7 protein-coding genes are annotated in these 20,760 nt (G+C 35.1%); 5 read left to right on the forward strand and 2 right to left on the reverse strand.

The features are described 5' to 3' along the window. The 5 genes from Q0871_RS14380 to Q0871_RS14400 all read left to right on the forward strand — a co-directional run bounded on the left by Q0871_RS14380 (nt 1) and on the right by Q0871_RS14400 (nt 11,252). Nucleotides 1-1,101, forward strand: a complete 1,101-nt coding sequence (locus tag Q0871_RS14380) for an AI-2E family transporter (RefSeq protein WP_299325121.1) — start codon at nt 1-3, stop codon at nt 1,099-1,101. A gap of 6 nt (nt 1,102-1,107) precedes the next feature. Beyond that, the gene (locus tag Q0871_RS14385) at nt 1,108-2,298 is read left to right on the forward strand and encodes a class I SAM-dependent methyltransferase (RefSeq protein WP_299325122.1); all 1,191 of its coding nucleotides are present in this window, start codon (nt 1,108-1,110) and stop codon (nt 2,296-2,298) included. 397 nt (nt 2,299-2,695) lie between these two features. After that, nucleotides 2,696-5,866 carry a TonB-dependent receptor gene (locus Q0871_RS14390; RefSeq protein WP_299325123.1) on the forward strand — a complete coding sequence of 1,057 codons (3,171 nt, stop codon included), beginning with the start codon at nt 2,696-2,698 and terminating at the stop codon, nt 5,864-5,866. Between the two features lie 4 nt (nt 5,867-5,870). Next, nucleotides 5,871-7,562, forward strand: a complete 1,692-nt coding sequence (locus tag Q0871_RS14395) for a RagB/SusD family nutrient uptake outer membrane protein (protein ID WP_299325124.1) — start codon at nt 5,871-5,873, stop codon at nt 7,560-7,562. Between the two features lie 357 nt (nt 7,563-7,919). After that, nucleotides 7,920-11,252, forward strand: coding sequence for a VCBS repeat-containing protein (locus Q0871_RS14400; protein WP_299325125.1), 3,333 nt, complete (start codon nt 7,920-7,922; stop codon nt 11,250-11,252). Nucleotides 11,253-11,264: 12 nt separating this feature from the next. Here Q0871_RS14400 and Q0871_RS14405 read toward each other — a convergent pair whose 3' ends face one another. Continuing rightward, entirely contained in the window at nt 11,265-11,894 is a 630-nt protein-coding gene (locus Q0871_RS14405; RefSeq protein ID WP_299325126.1) for a PHB depolymerase family esterase, read from the reverse strand. Between the two features lie 265 nt (nt 11,895-12,159). After that, a complete protein-coding gene (locus Q0871_RS14410; protein WP_299325127.1) occupies nt 12,160-20,730 on the reverse strand; it encodes a T9SS type B sorting domain-containing protein in 8,571 nt (2,856 codons plus the stop codon). Between the last annotated feature and the right edge of the window lie 30 nt (nt 20,731-20,760).

The raw sequence follows: 20,760 nt of genomic DNA on the forward strand, positions 1-20,760 counted from the left end.
ATGACCTCAAAAACCATCTCACAAGGCATATTAAGAGCTATAGGTGTATTAATTGGCATCGCACTTTTACTCTATTTTTTATATACGATACAATCCGTAATAGCATATTTAGCAATTGCAGCCGTCACCGCATTAATCGGCAGCCCATTAGTACGCTTTTTTAGATTGCGCCTTAAACTACCAAATATACTTGCGGTAATTATTACCATGCTCTTAATGGTTGGGTTATTGGTAGGTATTATTGCCTTATTTATTCCTTTATTATCAGAGCAAGGCAAAAATCTATCTTTACTTGACATTGATGATTTACAGACAAGTCTAAATACATTATATCATCAAATTACTAATTATTTAGGGCTTTCTTCTCATATAGTTGAAGATGTTATTGACGATGCTGGATTAGAAAAAAATATATTACAAGGTCTAGATATTGGCTTTATACCTGACTTTTTAAATTCTTTTTTAAATGTTTTAAGCACGGCCAGTATCGGCTTATTTTCTGTTCTTTTTATATCCTTTTTCTTCTTAAAGGACAGTAAATTATTCGAGCATGGTTTATTGATATTTATACCAGTAGACAAAAAGAAAGGCACAACAAATTCAATTGGCAAAATCAATGGACTATTATCAAGATACTTTGTTGGTCTTCTACTTCAAATATTCATTCTATTCGTCATTTACACCATAGTTTTACTGATAGTGGGTATTGAAAATGCTGTAGTGATAGCATTTCTTTGCGCCCTATTCAACATTATACCATATATAGGGCCCATAATTGGTGGCGTAATTATGTTGACACTGACTATGACCAGTAACTTAGGTTCTGATTTCAGTGAAGTAATATTACCAAAAACAGGATATGTATTTATCGGCTTATTAATTGGTCAACTGGTAGACAATTTTTTTTCTCAACCTTTTATATTTTCAAATAGTGTAAAATCACATCCATTAGAAATTTTCTTAGTGATTATTATTGCTGGATTATTATTTGGAACCGTAGGTATGATTGTTGCCGTACCAGGCTACACTGCAATTAAGGTTATTTTGAAGGAGTTTCTATCTGACAACCAAATTGTGAAATCTTTGACCCATAATCTCTAGGTATTCGTGAATTCTGAAATACTAGCCAACGATGTACAAGAGTTTATCAATGATAATTTAAACAATGATATTCATAAAATCCTTTTATCTAAATCTAAATTTCCAGAAGTATCATCAAGAGAACTAGTCGAACAAATAGAATCAAAACTAAAAGCAAAATCAAAATTACCTACTTGGTTTAGTACAGATAATATATACTATCCAAATAAATTAAATCTTTCGCAAACATCTTCAGAAATTACAGCTGACTATAAAACCACATTAGTTAATGGTAATATCATAATTGATTTAACTGCCGGGTTCGGTGTAGACTCACTTGCCTTTAGCAAGAAAATGAACCATGTTATTCATATTGATAAAAATGAGGATTTATCAAAAATTGCACAACATAACTTTAAACAACTAGGCGCTGTCAATATAGAATGTATAGCAGCTGATGGATTAGAGTTCATTAAAAAGATCAATAACCCTATTGATTGGATATTCATTGACCCTTCAAGAAGAGATAAGGATAACAAAAAAGTCTATTACTTATCTGACTGCGAACCAAATGTTGTTAGCAATATGGACCTTTTATTAGAAAAATCTACAAACATTCTAATAAAAACCGGACCATTATTAGACCTTAAAAGCGGATTAAAAGAACTGACACATGTAAAAGAAATTCATGTTGTGGCAGTAAATAATGATGTAAAAGAAATTCTTTGGTTAATTGAGAAAAAATACAAAAATGAACCATTGATCAAAACACTTAACTACAAAACAGAAACGGTTCAAGAATTTGAATTTCATTTGAGAGAAGAACAGATTACCGATACGCATTACTCAAAACCACTTGGGTACATCTATGAACCAAATGCAGCGATTTTAAAATCTGGAGCATTTAAAACTATAGCAAAAAAATTCAATCTTTACAAAATACATGCAAATTCACATCTTTATACTAATGATCAATTAATTGATTTTCCTGGTCGTATTTTCAAAGTAGAAAACATACATGACTATTCTAAGAAATCATTCAAAAAATTAGGTATAAAAAAAGCAAATATAACAATAAGAAATTTTCCAGATTCAGTACTAAAAATTAGAAAAAAATTAGACATTAAAGATGGAGGAGAAATCTATCTTTTTTGCACTACGGATATGGAGCAAAATTTGGTCATAATTTCCTGTCTACAGATCTTTCAAGATCATTAGAATATCAAAATTAGGCTCAAATTTTTATATTTTAACATTAGTTTAATTTTTCTTTAAACTAAAAACTACAACGTTGTAAATTACCTTTTAACGTAATTTTTATTTACATATTAAATTGAAAATGTTAAAAATTTAACGTGTTAAATTCCAAATTCAACAAGAGCTAAATTATTGATATCCTAATAATTACGCCTATTAATACAGATTATTACAATAACAATAGTAACAAATGGTATTATGAAGCTCGTAAAAAATCATTAATGAATTATCGGTAATTGAAGTAAAAGTGCTATTATTATACCGGATTTTGATTTTTTTAACATTTAACAACTGCAACTTTAAATTTTAAAAGGTCAAATTCTACACAATTAATTTAAACTAACAAACAACAATGATTATGAGTCAAAAACGTGATTACACGTTGATGAAATCCAGAAAAAGGTCTTCCTTTATTAAGTCTGGAGTTTTATCAATGCTTGTTTGCTTAGGAGCCCAACTGGCCCAAGCAAATGAAGACACAAGTACTTCAAATGAAGTTGAAGTAAAAATACTTCAATCTACTATTACAGGAACCGTTCTAGATGACTCTGGCCAACCACTACCTGGTGCTAATGTCGTAGAAAAAGGTACTACTAATGGTACACAAACAGATTTTGATGGTAACTATAGCTTAAATGTAAATGATGGTGCTACATTAGTATTTAGCTATATAGGATTTAAAAGCACAGAAATTGCCGTAAACGGCCAATCAAGTGTTAACGCAACTTTAGCTGAAGATGCTGCTGCACTTGATGAAGTTGTTGTATTAGGTTACTCAACTCAAACAAGAGGTGATATTACCGGTTCTGTAGCATCTGTAGATGTATCAGAAGCAACAAAAGCACCAGTTGTAAATGCTGCTTCTGCATTACAAGGTCGTGTAAGTGGTGTAACTGTAGTTCAAAATGCTACACCAGGTAGCCCACCAAAAATTAACATTCGTGGTTTTGGTACTAGTAACAATACCAACCCATTGTTTATTATAGATGGTCTACAAACAGATGATCCATTTGTATTAAACAGCATTAACCCTAACGACATTGATCAGATGAATGTTTTAAAAGATGGGGCCGCTGCAATTTATGGAGCTAGAGCATCTAACGGGGTAGTAATTATCACAACTAAAGGTGGTGGTTATAATATGGACAAACCAATTGTATCTGTTGATACATACACTGGGTTTTCATCAATAGCTAACACTCCTGAATTTTTAAATGCACAACAGTTAGGAGATGTATTGTTTCAAAGTTCAGCAAACGATGGAACAGCATTTGATCACCCTCAATATGGTAATGGATCATCTGCAGTTGTTCCTTCATCATTAAATGGTTATACTAGAGTAGTTTCTTATGACCCTATCGTAAGAGGTGATGCTTCTGCTTCTGTAGATCCTAATGGTACAGATTGGATAGATGCTATCACAAGAACTTCAATCATTCAAAGTGTTGCATTCTCTATTGCCAATGGTGAGGAAAACAGTAAGTATTCACTTTCTGCAAATTTCTTGAACAATCCAAGTAACCTTGTAAACACATTTTATAAAATAGGTCAAATTCGATTAAACTCTGAATTTAAACTAGGAGACAAAGTTCGTATTGGTCAACACTTTAGCACAGCCTATTCTAACGGAAACCAAGGTGGTGCCGGAGCTAGATATGAAGAAGCTGTTAGAAGTAGTCCGTTAATACCATTATATGATGATAACGGTAATTTTGCAGGTACTGGTGCTCAAGGCACAGGTAACTCAAGAAGCCCATTAGCTCAATTAAGTAGAGCAAGCGATAACTTTAATAAGACCCTGAGGGTTTTAGGAGATGTTTATGCCTCAGCTGAGATTTGGGAAGGTCTTACTTTTAAAACCAATTTCGGTGGTACAATCAATTCATTCAACACTCGTAGTTTTCAAGCGTTAGATCCTGAACATAGTGAACCATTAGGTACAAATCAACTTACCGAACTAAACCAAGATGGTTATTCATGGACTTTCACAAATACCTTAAACTATAAAAAAAGTTTTGAAAACAGTAAAATTGATGCTTTAGTAGGTATTGAGTCTGTTGAAGATGGTGTTAAAGGAAAACAAGTTAGTAGAACCGGTTTCTTATTTGAAACACCAGACTTTTACTTATTAAACAATGGTAGCGGAACTCCTAACATTGACAATGCATATGACGCAACTACAAGCTTATATTCTTTGTTTGGATCAGCGACATACTCTTATGCTGATAAATATTTTATTACTGGTACTTTACGTAATGATACATCTTCACGTTTTGCTGGAGATAATAAAAGTGACACGTTCCCTTCAATTAGTGGTGCTTGGGTAGTTAGTAAAGAAGATTTTATTTCTTCTGACTCAGCTTTAAGCTGGTTAAAACTAAAAGGATCATGGGGTCAATTAGGTAACCAATCTTTACCGGCTAGTAACCCTACAATCAATATTTCTTCACTAAATGAAAGTTTATCTAACTATGCTATTGACGGTAGCTCTATAGCAACAGGAGCGTTATTATCTGCTGTTGGTAACCCAAATTTAAAATGGGAAACCAGTGAAGCGATTAATGCAGGTATTGAACTTGGGTTTTTCAATGACAAATTGAACTTAGATTTTGAATGGTTCAACATTAAAACCAAAGATTTAATTGTTCAAGATAACAGTTTAATTAGTACAACAGCTATCGATGCAGGCGCACCTTATGTAAATGCAGGTAATGTAACGAATACTGGTTTTGATATCAACCTTCGCTATAAAGATGAAACTACATCTGGATGGAAATATGGTTTCGATGTAAACTTTTCTAAATACAAGAATGAAGTAACTGATTGGATCAGTGACTTCCAAACTGGTGATGACAGCTTCCGTGGTGGTGCTGTTTCCAGAACACAAGTTGGTCAGCCTATTTCTTCTTTCTTTGGTAGAGAAGTAATTGGTTTTACAGATGAAGGTAGATTTGAATACAGAGATGTAAACGGTGACACGGTAATTGACGATGACGACAGAACTTTTATTGGTTCTCCTCACCCAGATTTCACTTATGGATTCAACTTTAACTTAGGGTACAAAGCTTTTGACTTGTCATTGTTCTTACAAGGTTCTCAAGGAAATGACATTTACAATTACACTAAAATATTTACCGATTTCCCAACTTTCGTTGATGGTAATAGAAGTGTAAGAGTTTTGGATTCTTGGACACCAACAAATACGAATGCTACATTACCAGCATTAAGTAATTCTATTCAAAATAGTGAAACACAACCAAATTCATACTTTGTTGAAGACGGTTCTTACTTACGTTTAAAAAATGTTCAATTAGGTTATGCTTTCCCTGATAAAGTAGCTAATAAGATTGGTCTTGACTTATTACGTGTTTACGTACAAGCCACAAATTTACTTACTGTTACGGGTTACGATGGTTTTGACCCAGAGATCATTTCATCGGTTACCGGTAATAACTTAACATTAGGTGTAGATAGTCAGGTTGTACCACAATCTAGAATTCTTACACTTGGATTTAATTTAAAATTGTAAAAAAATGAAAAAGAAATTAATTTATTTATTCTCACTATTCGCTGTTATAAGCGCATGTAGTGATGATTTTACAGAGCAGCCTGCAGTTGGTGCTCTTAGTGACGCTGCAGTACAAAATGAAGATGGTGTTGAACTCCTTTTAATTGGAGCATATTCCACTCTTGATGGTATCCGTAATAACCTTTCTGGAAATGGTTTTGCCGCAAGTGGTGATAACTGGTGGTTTGACGTTGTAGCAGATGACGCACATAAGGGAAGTACAGATGGTGATCAAGCGGATCTTTTTGAAATGGAAGTTTATAACTGGACTACAGGTAACCCTTACGTTTTAGGAAAATGGTCATCAATTTTTGCTGGTGTAAACAGAGCTAATGCAGTAATTGCTTTAATAGCAACTATTGAAGATGCTGATTTAACTGGAAAATTAGCAGAAGCTCGTTTTTTAAGAGGTCATTTTAATTTTGAATTGCAAAGAATTTATGGAAATGTGCCTTACATTTCTGAAGAGAATTACGCAAATACAGAATTTAATCAACCAAATCCTGGTCCTATCTGGGATGAAATTGAAGCAGATTTACAATTCGCTATGGATAATTTACCTGCAACACAAGCACAATCAGGTAGACCAACTTCATGGGCTGCTCAAGCATATTTGGGTAAAGTTCATTTACAACAATCTGAATGGGCTGCTGCTTTTGATTTATTGGAAGATGTAATCAACAATGGTCCTTACAGTTTAAATCCTGAATTTGTAGCTAACTTCGAAAGCACAGGAGAAAATAGTTCTGAAGCAGTTTTTGCAATTCAATTTACTGCTGATGATGGTCAGTCATTTAACGGTAATATTGGCGGGGTATTAAATTTCCCTAATCCAGGACCATTCGGTTCTTGTTGTGGTTTTTACCAACCTTCTCAGGATTTGGTAAATGCTTTTCAAACAGACGATACAACTGGTCTTCCATTGCTGGATACTTTCAACCAGTCTGATGTAACTAATGATTATGGAATTGAAGATGAAGATGCATTTACACCGCACACTGGTCCTTTAGATCCAAGATTAGATTATACCGTTGGTAGAAGAGGTGTTGATTATAACCGTTATGGTACTTTCCCTGGTCACTCTTGGATTCGTGCAACATTTGCTGATATCTCAGGTCCTTATTTACCTGCTAAAAACGTTTATCAAAGTGGAGATACTGACAATCAAGGAACAGGTGCTTGGGGTCAACAACATGCAGGTATCAACTATCACATCATTCGTTTTGCAGATGTTTTATTAATGGGTGCTGAAGCTGCTGTAGAAACCAATGATTTGGCATCAGCCTTAACATGGGTAAACTTAGTACGTAACAGAGCTAAGAATATGACATATGTTCAAAATGAAGCAGGTGATGCAGATGCTGCGAACTATGTAATCGAACCTTACACAAGTTTTGCTGATCAAGCTTTCGCAAGAAAAGCTGTTCGTCATGAACGTCGTTTAGAACTAGGTATGGAAGGTCATCGTTTATTTGACCTATACAGATGGGGTAACGGAGTTGAAGTAATCAATGAGTATATTTCTAATGAAAGCCGTACCATTGCAAACTTCGGCACAAAAGCTAATGCTTTTGATGCCAAGAATGAAGTTTTACCAATTCCATTGACCGCTATAGATTTAAGTGGTGGTATTCTAGAACAGAACCCTGGTTATTAATAACTAGTTTTTAAATTCATAATAAGCGGGACATTTAATTGATGTCCCGCTTTTTTTATACTTATTTTTATTAATTAAATTAATCAATTCTGGTAATACCATAAATAAAAAATCAAAAGTATATCCAAAACTAAATTCTTTATTTTTCTAATCAATATTGATCAAAAAAGTTAAACATCAAAAAAGTAGTTTCAATTGACTCTGAATATTCAATCTAAAACACTATTTTGCTACTAGTAAAAAGGTTGCATTATGGGCATTTTATTTTGATACCAAATACCACAATGAAGTAACATTTTTAATTAAAATAAAATCAGTCTATCTATAAACTGATAATACCATCTTAAACTAACACATATGCGTATTATTTCTGCATTAACAATAATGCTTATTACTTTTAGCATTATTTCTTGTAATGAAAAAAAATCCACCCTATTTCAAGTTGTACCAAGTAACAAATCTGGAATAGATTTTAACAACAAAATTGTTGAAACCGATAGCTTCAATATTTTAACCAGTGAATACATATTTAATGGTGGTGGTGTTGCAATAGGTGATTTCAACAATGACAATATGCCTGATATTTTTTTTAGCGGAAATCAAGTAACTAACAAACTATACTTAAATCAAGGGGATTTTAAATTTATGGATGTCTCTAAAGAATCTGGAATAGAAGCTTTAAACAAATGGAATACCGGTGTTGCCCTTGCAGACATCAACAACGATGGTTTTTTAGACATTTACGTATGCTCGGCCATGTTAAATAGTGATGAAGAAAAGAAAAATATTCTATACATAAATCAAGGTTTAAATAAAAACAACATACCAACCTTTACAGATAAAGCTTCAGAATTTGGAGTAGAAGAATCTGGCAACAGCATGGGAGCTACCTTCTTTGACTACAATAAAGATGGTCTTTTAGATCTATATGTCTTGAATAATGTTGATATACATATTTTACCTTCTAATTTCAGAAAGAAAATTACAGATGGTTCTGCGCTAAGCAACGATAAATTATACAAAAACAATGGGGACGGTACTTTCAAAGATGTCACGTTAGAAGCTGGCATAACTATAGAAGGTTATGGTTTAGGGCTCTCTATTGCCGATTTAAACTACGATGGGTGGCCGGACATCTACGTAAGTAACGATTACCTCTCTAACGACATTCTTTATATCAACAATCAAGATGGTACTTTCTCCAATAAGATAAAAGAGAATATCAAACACCAAAGTAAATTCTCTATGGGTAATGATATCTCTGACTTTAATAACGATGGCTATTTAGATATTATAACCCTAGATATGCTAGGCGAAACTAACCGAAGATTAAAAACTACCCTATCTGGTCATAAGTATACCGAATATATTCTAAATGAACGTTTTGATTATGAATACCAGCACACCAGAAACATGTTACAAAAAGGTAATGGAAACAATGTACCATTTAGTGAAATAGGCTTAATGGCAGGTATAGCTAAAACAGACTGGAGCTGGTCTCCCCTATTTGCAGATATGGATAACGACGGGTATCAAGACTTACTTATTACCAACGGATTCCCAAGAGATATTACCGATTTAGATTTTGGCGATTTTAAGTTCAATGTTAGTAGATACTTAAGTCCTGCACAAATTCTAGACTCTATTCCAAAAATTAAGATTCCTAATTACGCTTTTAAAAATAATAAAAACAATCAGTTTACTGACGCTAGCGAAGATTGGGGAATAGGCATATCTTCTTTCTCCAATGGTGCTGCATTTGCTGATTTAGATAATGACGGAGATTTAGATTATATCGTAAATAACATTAACGATGAAGCCCTACTTTTTAAAAACAATATCGACCCTAAAGATGGCGAGCACAATTTTCTAAGTATTGATTTAATTGACAGCTCTTTTAAATCACTTAAAACAGGTGCAAAAATTGTTTTAAGATTCAATGACGATACTTTTCAATACCATGAACATCATACCTATAGGGGGTATATGTCTACTATTGAAGACATTGCACATTTTGGGCTTGGCAATAAAAAAGAGATTGAATCAGTTGAAATTTTATGGGCTGACGACCAATTTCAAAAATTAAGCGATATCAAAAGCAATCAAAGAATTACTCTTACATACGAAGAAGCCGTGCCCGTTAATGAAGGTGATTTAAGCTTTCCCTTTGTTTCTAAAAAAGAAAAAACAATTTTCAAGGAAGTTTCAAGTGACATAGGAGTTACATATCTTCATGAGGAAAAAGATATGATTGATTACAATATTCAACGAACCATACCTCATAAATTAACACAAAACGGTCCTACTACCGCAGTTGGTGATATCAATGGCGATGGAATAGAAGATTTTATTGTTGGTAGTTCTGCAGGTTTTTCTCCCCAATTATTTTTGCAAGATACAAACGGTAATTTTTCACAACAAGCCCTATTCGAAGATGAAGACAATATAAAATATGAAGAAGAAAGTATAGCACTATTCGATCTTGAAAATGACGGTGATCTAGATATGTATTTGGTTTCAGGCAGTAATGAATTTAACCTTGAAACCATTTATTACACAGATAGACTTTTGCTAAATGATGGCCAGGGAAATTTTACGCTTTCAATAGGAATATTACCCAAAGTTAATGCTAGTGGATCAGTAGTTACCACTTCAGATTTTAACAAAGATGGATTCATAGATCTTTTTATAGGTGGCAGAACGCCATATTCAAAATACCCCAATGCTGAAAAAAGCTTCTTATTAAAAAACGAAAACGGCATATTAAAGGATGTGACAGATACTCTTGCTCCAGAATTAAGAAACTTAGGTATGGTAACCGATGCTATTTGGGCCGACATTGATTTAGACGGTAATGACGATTTGGTAATTATAGGTGAATTCATGCCGATAACCATTTTAAAAAATAATATTACAAGTTTTACAAAATTAAATAACTCAGGAATCGAAAAACATTCTGGTTGGTGGGAAAGTATTACTAAGACCGATATAGATAATGATGGTGATGTTGATTTTATAGTTGGTAATTTAGGAATGAATAATTTTTACCAACCTTCCACAGAAAGACCTGTTACAGTAATTGCTAAAGATTTTGATAATAACGGTACTTTAGATCCTGTAATGTTTGCATACTTTAAGGAGAGTTTTGAAAATCCTATTTACAAATCATTCCCAGTAAACTTCTGGGGAGACTTGAATGGTCAAAGTCCAATATTTAGAGCAAAATTCAACACTTACAAAGCATATTCTATGGCAACTATATCTAGCCTATTTAATGATGAAGAATTAGAAGAATCAACTAAGCTAGTTGGAAACTATGATAAGAGTATAGTTCTAAAGAATAAAGGTGATGGGTCGTTTAACTACGAACCACTTCCTATAGAAGCACAAGTTGCTCCAATTAATGGAATAGCGACATTGGACTATAACAATGATGGCAATGAAGATATATTGCTAATAGGTAATGATTTTGGAAATGAAGTCTTTGTTGGAAGAAATGATGCTTTAAATGGCTTACTTTTAAAAAATGATGGAGAAGGAAACTTTAACACCGTCAATACTTCTGAAAGTGGATTTTTAGTGCCAGGTGATTCTAAAAGTATTATAAAAATTAACAGCAATAAAAAAGATCGTCCTTACTTTATTGTAACTCAAAACAGAGATTCTATTCGAGTATTTCAGAAGAATTAACTAGCATTTTTTCTACTTTAACTCCTGATTTATAAACCAATCATACAAAGCTTCTGTTTCGTAAGCTTTGATCCAAGCGCTATGACCTACATTAGGGTATCTGGTAAATATAACTTCGTACCCCATTTCTTTTAATTTAGCAACCATAGTTTCTGATTCGGAAAAAGGAATAGATTTATCTTTCTCTCCATGAAAAACCCAAATTGGCATTTCGCGATTAATCCATGAAGCATAAGGTAATGGTGCCATGCCACATACTACTGCCATAGCTGCAAAAGTATCAGGATACTGAACTGCTAATTCCCAAGCAGCACCGCCTCCTCGACTTAATCCTGTTAAATAAATTCTACGTTTATCAATTCTATTATTATCTACAATGGAGTCCAGTAATTGTTTTACCGCTCTTGTATTCCACCATTTTTTAGCATTAGGATTCTGCGGAGCTAATATTAAAAACGGAAATTTCTTACCCTGAACTATTAGTTTTGGAGGTCCATTTCTTTTCACCGTAACCAAACTATCGCCCGATTCGCCACCGCCATGTAAAAACAGTAATATCGGAAAATCTTCTTCAGGTTCATCCTCATAGTCCTCTGGATAATATAAGTAATAGGCTAGATTCTCTTTTACATTCGTTTCCATTTCCGAATCTATCAGAATAGGTTTTGCTTGCGATGCGCAACTTTGAAAAATAACCAGTAAAATAATATATAAAATTGACCTCATCTGTAAATGCAAAATTTTCTTTCAAATGTACCTTAAAAACAAGCTTTTATAAAGTTAAAGTAGTTTAAGGTTCATTCGTGTTCAAAATGTTAGACGATAAAGAACTAAAAACTTATTTAAAATTTGATAAAAAAAAGAGGATGCAATGTGCATCCTCTTTTTTAAATCTATGTTCTCTTATTTATCTATATAATGTAAAGTGACCTACATACTTAAGTTCATCACCATTGGCATTTACTACATACCAATAATCACCTGTTGGCACTTCTTTACCTTCATAGGTACCGTCCCAACCACTTACTTCATCTAATACAGCTACTACTCTACCATAACGGTCATAAATTCTAACCTCAACGCCATCAAAAAGGTCTCTATTCTTAGGTGACCAGATATCATTTAAGTTATCTCCATCGGGAGTAAAGAAATTAGGGAATTCTAACATACCTGTAAATTCAAACGGTACACTAAGCTCTAACTCACAACCTCTTGCATCTCTTACACGAACATTAACTATTCCGCTTTCATTGGTTGTAAATGTAGTTTCCTCACCAAAAGACTGTCCGTTGAAAAAGAACTCATATTCACCATATCCGCCAGCTGCAGTCGCAAGAACTTCATTTGGTCCGGTTTTATCTACTACTAGGCTTAAAGGCTCATATCCATCGATACTAAACTCTACCGTATTGGTACAGCCATTTTCATGATAAATATAAACAATGTGATCACCAGCAGGCAAATCTCCCCAAACATACTCATCATTTGCATTTGCAGTAATTGCATCTGTAGGATCAATAGGATCAAGAGCAAACATTAGCTCAGACAATAAATTATTATTCTCTAATTGAATGTTTGTTGTACTCGTTGGGAATATACCTTCACAACCATATTGTACAATTGGCTCTGCAGTAAGATCTACTCCTATTTCAATTGTAAACAACTCTGATACCGCACAAAGATTAACATCTTGAACGTAAATAACATACGACGCTCCACCTTGCAAATCTTCTATAATAGCACCTGTATAAGGAGCAAATACTGCTGTACCTGATTCATCTATTGGATCGACCATTTCAATTTTATACTCAAAATACGGAGTAGGGTTTATTGTAACATCATTGAACGGAGTACCACCGATAACATCAAAAACAACTGAACCATTATTAGCGCCAATACATAACTCAGGTGTGGTATCGATATTTATTATTTGTAATTCATCTGGCTCTTCAACAGTGATAAAATCTTTTTCAAAACAACCGTTGTCATCTTTTATTAAAATCTCATATGTACCTGCTGCAAGCTCATCAAAAGTATATGTGCCAGGATTATCAGAATCGCTAAAGAACTCATTAAAGTTAGGTGCAATTGCAAACTGAATTAAGCCTTCACCACCAGCACTAACAGAAACTGTTATAGTACCATCTTCTTCTCCATTACAAGTTACATTAGTTGGCACAGCATCGAAAATTATAGGATCTGGTCTAACTATTTCAAAAGGACCAGCAATGTCCATACAAGTATCGCCACTAGTTACAGCAATGTAATATTCTGTACCTGCAGGAAGACCTTCAAAAGTACCATTATCTTGAGGACCTCTTATTACTGTTGCAGTCACTGCTGGATTAAAGGCATCTACAGGATCCCCTTCATATAAATAAAATAAATCTGCACCTACACCACCGTTAACAAATGACTCTATTCTACCATCTAACTCAGAAGCACAAGAAATATCATCTGGTAAGTTTGGAAGTAAAGTAATACCCGTAGCATCAGTCATGGTAATTCCATTAGAACGTATTGCCGGACAAACACCTGCCCCATTCACCTTTCTAACGTCAAATTGATATGTAATCCCTTGAACACCTGTAATAGTTACAGAATTACCAGTCATAGGCACATAAGCCCCTATGGTTACTCCGTTTTCAACTCTCAAGTATTCATAGGTAAATAAAGGATCAGGATTCTCAATCGTCATTCGCATCTCTCCATCACCTCCACAACCAGGTACCCTTGTTTGTACTAAAACTGGTTGAACTGGTGGTGGTGGATCAACATAGTAAGCTTCAGTTACAAATGAACATCCAAAACTAGAAGAAACTTCTATTGCATACCAACCTGCACTAATATATCCGCCACTATCACCTATGAAAGTAGGTGTGTTCTGTAATCCACTTTCAGACACAACAGCTGTGTTATCATCACCACTTAGGTATAATAATGTGTAATTGTAACCTGCACCGGCAAAACCTCCGCTTGCACCTGCTGTAGCTGTAATGGCATCACCCGTTGTAGTGTCATAAGCTTCAAGCACCGCATTGTTACCATTAGGGCAATCTAGTGTTTGTGGCTCTCTAATACCTGCAATAATTTGAGGTACTTCTTCTAATTCTATTTCTACTGTATTTGTACATCCTTCAACATCTGTAATTTCTACTTCATAGAATCCGAAAGACAAACCTGTAAATTCATTATTATTAGAGAATGCAGCAATTTCAGTAGTATACGTAGCACCGCCATCTGCACTCATTAATAATCTATATTCATACGGAGTTGTATCCCAGCCACCAGTACCAGTAGCAATTATCTCACCTGTATCATTTGTACAACTAACATTACCTATAGATTCTGCAGTTACTTGAAGTTCCCCATTAGGAGTTCTAATATTCGTTACATTACTTGTACCTGAACAAAAAGGGGTATCAATAGAAACCACATCAACAATTAAGTTTCCACCAATCAAATTATCTACTCTAGCCTCATCTCCATTTACGTCTGGATAATCATTTGTATTAAAGGTTTGAGAAGCTAAAAGCGTAGACCTTGTTATGTCTGTTGCTTCATAAACAAATACTTCATACTCACCTGTGTAATTACCTACAGTTATGAATAACGCACCATCATCGCCTGGCACTGCACAACTAACAGGTTTTGCCTCACTAATTAAAACCGTTGGAATTTCTGGGGTATTCACTGTATGCACTGGCATTGGATATGTACAACCCACTGTATTATCTGTTACTTCGAACAAGTAATCACCAGTGTCAGGTAAGAATATATCAACATAGTTATTACCTGAAGAATTGGTTACTGGAGCTATAGTCGTAACCGATACCGTGTTTACCGTAAAATCATTGGTACCTATAACTTGTATACGTACACGTTCATCATCTCTACAGTTTAAAATATCTACATCAACAATTGTTGGAACAACATCGGTCGGCGGATTGATAGTAGGAACGTCAAATGTAGTCTGACAACCGTTACCGTCTATAGCATATACCGTAATATCTTGTGCGCTACCGTCATCGATAATTTCAAAAGTATTCCCTGGCTGATAGTTTTCAAAGCCGGTGATACTATACTGATATCCCGAACCTACAGTACCTGCATCAACAACTGTTACGGTAATAATAGTTGAGCTATATCTATTAGCGCCTGGCTCGCAAGCGAAATCTGGAGCAGTTGCAGTAATACTAAATGCATCAGGATTATTGATCGTATGTACCGCAGACAACACCTCACAATTACGTGCCGTTACTACCTGAACTTGATAATCACCTGCTGGTAAATTTGAAAAAGCACCAGTATTATTTCTATCATGTTCTAAACTAGTAGTTAGATTATTTAAAATATACGTTATCGGAGTATCTTGAGATGTAAATGGCACCAATCCATTTGCCGGACCAACTACTACCTCTATAGAGCCATCATTTTCATCTCTACAGCTAATATCAATTGCTTCTTCTGAAACGATTACTGGTTGCGCTGCTTGATTTAGAATAATGTTTGTTACCGTAGTTTCACAGAAACCAGCACCATCGTTCACAACACGATCAATTATTCGGACTTCATATGCACCAGGAGTTAATCCTGTAAATATTGGATTATTAGTTTGAGTTATTAAACCTACCGCACTAGAGTTGTAATCTGTACCTGTTAATTCATAGGTAAAATCTCCACTACCACCTGTAGTTGAAATGGTTATTTCTCCATCGGCATCATTACAAGTACTATCTGTTGAAAATCTACCTGTTGCAGATAAGAAGTCATATACCGTAGCAGTACCTTCACTAATACAACCATTAGCATCTACTACATCTACTACATAATCACCAGGACTACTTACAATATATGTATACTCCCAAAAACCACCAACTACGGTTGGTAATTGCTCATCACCACCTAAAGTAAATCTTGGTGTATTTACAGAACTAGGTACTCTTACCGTAATATCAAAGGCAGTTGAAGTAGGATCACATTGATTTACTACTGCAAATGTCGGAACTGGTAAATCTGGATCTAGAGATATAATAGTCGCAATATCAAATGATGTACAACCACTTGCATCTCTTACATATACATCATAGGTACCATCAGCTGCCGAAAACGTTGTATCCGTAGTCCAACCTGAAGGAGCTACACCACTATCCATAAAAGCAAATTCATATGGTCCACCAGAACCACCTCTACCTTGTACGGTTACTTGACCAAAAGCATTACAATTTGCAGGAACTTCTTGTAAGATATCAATATCAGGTAAATTTTGAAGTATCGTAACGGGAGCGGCATCAGTACATGTATCGGTTAAATTTTCAACCAATATCTGATAGCTACCCGGTAATTCTGCATATGTACCAGTATATGGCAATACTGATGTTGTTATCGAATTTTCAAGAATTATACTTGAGCCATCTGAATTATCTATCAATTCAATTCTTAAAGCATCACCAATTGTATAACCTATTATTTCATAAGCTATTTCCCCATTTCTATTTAAATCACATGCCCCAGGAGTTGAAGTTGCCGTAACATCTAAAGTAGAAGGTGCATCTATAGGAGGAATTTCTTGCTCATACGTACAATTTGTAACCACATCTAGAACAACAACAGTATAAGCCACCCCATATTGAATGCCGTCAGCAGTATTACTAAAAGTATGATCATTGACTGCCGGTGTATTATTCAAAGCGTAAAAACTAGGCTGATCTATTAATCTTATTTGATATGAACCAGAACCTCCACTTACGGTTACTGCATAAGTAAATGACGTATCATCACAATCTGCTGGCGCTGGTGGTGGAATTGGTGTAATTACTACTTCATTTGAAGTAATAGAAACCGTATCAATATCTGTACAACCATTTGCATCTATAGTAATTACAGTGTAATCGCCGGTTACTAAAAGTGGGTCTAAGATTTGTATTGGCAAAGAGATAGGGTCTACATCTTCCATTCTTGTAATTTCTACCCCTGTATTATCTTCGATTATAAATGTATAATTAGCAGTACCATCTGTTACGGCGTCAATATTGATACCTCCACTTACAGGACCACTACCACCACACACTGCCTGAACTTCAGAAACAGTAGTTGCTGGTGGTGCTGTATTATCCAATACGATATCAAAGGTATCCGCTATAGTTTCACAACCTCTAGCATCTCTTACCAAGTAAGAATAGGTACCAACGGTTAAGTTTGAGTATACAGTTTCTGAAGCCCATCCCGTTCCATTGAAATTAACTTCATATGGTGGGACACCGCTTGTAGCATCAGGAGTAATCGTAACAGAACCATTATTTGTTGAACTACAACTAACCGGTCTAGCAACATAAGATGCAGCCGCAATATTTTGAGGCGGATTTAAGGTAATTGAAACAGACTCTGCTACACAACCACTACTTGTAGTATTGTTATCTGTAATTCTGAAAACATAATCTCCAGGTGTATTTGTATCATAATCAAAAGTATCCGTTATTAATGGAACCGCAGCACTAAAAGTTGCTCCTCCATCAGAACTTACTTCATATTGTTTTGCACCAGCACCAGAAGTATATCCTCCGTTTACACTTACGTTAATTCTACCATCTGCTCCACCACAAGGTATTTCAGCTTCAATACTAGTATTCACTCTTAATTGAGGAGCAATAGTAATCGGTAAACTATCTGAACAGTCATTACCATCTACTACCTCAATTGTGTAATTACCAGGGGAAAGTCCCGCAAAAGTTGGAATTGGTTGTAACGTACCACCATTAATTCTATATTGATGTGTTCCAATAGCCGCAGTACCTGCAGTAGAAGTTACTGCAACCGTAGCACCAGTACCTGCAACGAAACAGAAATCTGACGACGGACCATCTAATGCTATACTAGGTGCATCGATAGGATTTAAATCGAATGAAAACGTATCTGTACAACCTTCTGCATCTTCAACAGTTAAAGTATATGTTCCCGCTGCAGAAAGGTTACTAAAGGTTCTTCCCGATTTTGGACCAATTTGTGGTCCTACTGGCTGTGTTAGGGTATATCTAAATGTACCCCAACCACCAGTTGCATCTGCTCTTACGGCTCCTAAATTTCCATTTGCACAGCTCATATCGGTAACCGTACTTGTTGCCAAATCTAAAACAGGAGCATCTTGAATATCAAAAGAAGTTGTATCAGTACAACCAGTATCAGCATCAGTAACTGTAATTGTATACGTACCTGCACCTGATAATGGTAAAACTACTTCATTAGTGCTTTGTGGTCCGCCTGTAAACAAGCCTCCGTTAATATCATACGTATAATTATTTGCAAAACCGTCAATAATAAATGTTCCTGTACCATCGGTAGCTCCATTACAAACTCTTAAATCTCCTCCTGATTTTACACGAGCACGAATAGAACTTATAACTACAGGTCTAAAACCTTCAGTATAAGAACAGCCGTTTACATCTGTAATTTGAAAAATATAAGCTTGAGATGTTAGTAAACCTGTAAACGTATCATTATTACCATTATCAAAATAAGCGGGACTAATAATTTCATATCTATTGATTGCAGCGTTGCTTGTTGGAGTCAATTGAACATCAGATGTACCAGCAGCACAACTAATATTACTTTGTGCAAAATCTAAATTTGTTGGAGGATCAACATCTAAAATTTCTATTGATGTAAGGTCTAAACGACAACCACCTGCGTCTCTAATAATAGGCGTATACGTACCAGTTGCTAAATCTGTATATGATGTAGTACCTGAAAAGTTAACACCATCAATACTAAATTCATAACCACTACCTGATCCACCAGAGAATGGACCAACAAAATCAATTTGCCCACCATCAGTACCAGAACTTGTACATGTTACATCAGCTACTTTTGTAGCCGACCCAGTTAAAGACCCTACCGTGTCTACAGTCACTGAGGGTAAAGCAAGCATACATTCGAATCCTCCCTGTTGGTATCTCACTTCAACATCAGCATAAGTACCGGCAGCTACTGAAATTTGTGGTGTATTTACCCAAGGTTCAGAAGCACTTTCTCTATAAGAGATATTATAACCTCTACCGTTATTAATTGTAAACTCTAATTTTGCACCACCATTACTACAAGTACCATCAACACCCACAACAGTTATATCTGGCGGCAATAAATCTTCAACATCAGAAGAAGCATTTATAATACAACCATTACTATCGGTAATTACGAAATCATAAGTTCCTGCAGATGATACCGTATATGTAGTTGTACCAGAATCTGTAGTCGCATCTCCAAATGAAGGTTGAACAGTGCCACCATTAACTGTAAATGTATAAGGTGCTGAACCTCCTGTTGTGTTTAAAGTAATATCTACACTAGAGATATCTGAACAACCGAAACTACTATTAACTTCAGTTGAGGCATCTAAAGCCGAAGCACCTGCCCCAATAGTTAAAGGATTACCGCTGGTATCAACATCCTGTCTTGGAGCGGTAATTCCGTTTAAAGGATCACCTGTACATTGTTGTGTCTCTACCTGAACAGTATATGTACCAAAACCTACCGCAGAAAACGTATAAGGGTTTGTTGCTATAAAAGCAGTAAACTCTTGGGCTACACCACTAGAGTTCAATAGAGTATATTTATAAGGTCCTGGTACGTTAGAGGCAGTAACAGTAATACTACCAGTATCTCCACTACATAATGCATCTGTAAAAGTAGCGGCTATTTGAATTTCCTTTTCTTCTATAACAATAGGTTCATAAGGATATTCACATGTATTAGCTGTATTTCCTAATCTCGCTAAAATATTATAGGTACCTGGTGTTAGGTTAGAAAATATAGCACCTTGCCAAGAAGTACCACCATCAATACTAAACTCATAGGCACTAGATAAATTGGTAATCTGTATTCTACCATCGACTCCACAGATATAATCTTGTTTTACATACGTTTGGGTTATAGTACTTTTCTTTACTTTAAAGTAATAGGGTTGACCATCTACCAATACTCTATATTCAGCACCTGAAGTTGCAGGAACAGAACTAGCGTCTAAATTAAATGTTTGTCCAGAACTAATTGTAGAATAACAAGATGCGGTAGTATTCGGGCATTCTGTATTTACGTTCGCTGAGCAAGAGCCACCCAATACCTGCCATGAAACTGAACTATAAGGACCACCTGTTAGACTTATAATACGATCGTCAAAATCACCACATAAATTAAAACGTGCAATTGTAAATCCGTTATCATTACAAGTCTCCGTAGCATCTGCACCCACAATCAGTGTAGTAAACATTGCTGAAGTAGCTAAGTTAGACTTACGTGCAACTTGATTTTTCTTTTCTAAAGTAGATGTGTTTTTGGTAGAAACCGAAACAGCCTTTTCGATTACATGAGCCACCTCTTCGTATAAAGTAGTTACTTTAGAGTTGGCTAAAGCCGTAGTACCAATTACTGAAATAACAATCAGAAGAAGTACATACAGCGCATACCGCTGTTGTTTTGGAAGCATAGGTTAAGATTCGTTTTTAAGAACAAAGTT

This window comes from uncultured Maribacter sp. (assembly GCF_947500985.1).
GTDB lineage: Bacteria > Bacteroidota > Bacteroidia > Flavobacteriales > Flavobacteriaceae > Maribacter.

Coding starts and splice junctions, on each gene's coding strand:
- Q0871_RS14380 (WP_299325121.1), top strand. CDS start 1: ATGACCTCAAAAACCATCTCACAAGGCATATTAAGAGCTATAGGTGTA.
- Q0871_RS14390 (WP_299325123.1), top strand. CDS start 2,696: ATGAGTCAAAAACGTGATTACACGTTGATGAAATCCAGAAAAAGGTCT.
- Q0871_RS14395 (WP_299325124.1), top strand. CDS start 5,871: ATGAAAAAGAAATTAATTTATTTATTCTCACTATTCGCTGTTATAAGC.
- Q0871_RS14400 (WP_299325125.1), top strand. CDS start 7,920: ATGCGTATTATTTCTGCATTAACAATAATGCTTATTACTTTTAGCATT.
- Q0871_RS14405 (WP_299325126.1), bottom strand. CDS start 11,894: ATGGAAACGAATGTAAAAGAGAATCTAGCCTATTACTTATATTATCCA.
- Q0871_RS14410 (WP_299325127.1), bottom strand. CDS start 20,730: ATGCTTCCAAAACAACAGCGGTATGCGCTGTATGTACTTCTTCTGATT.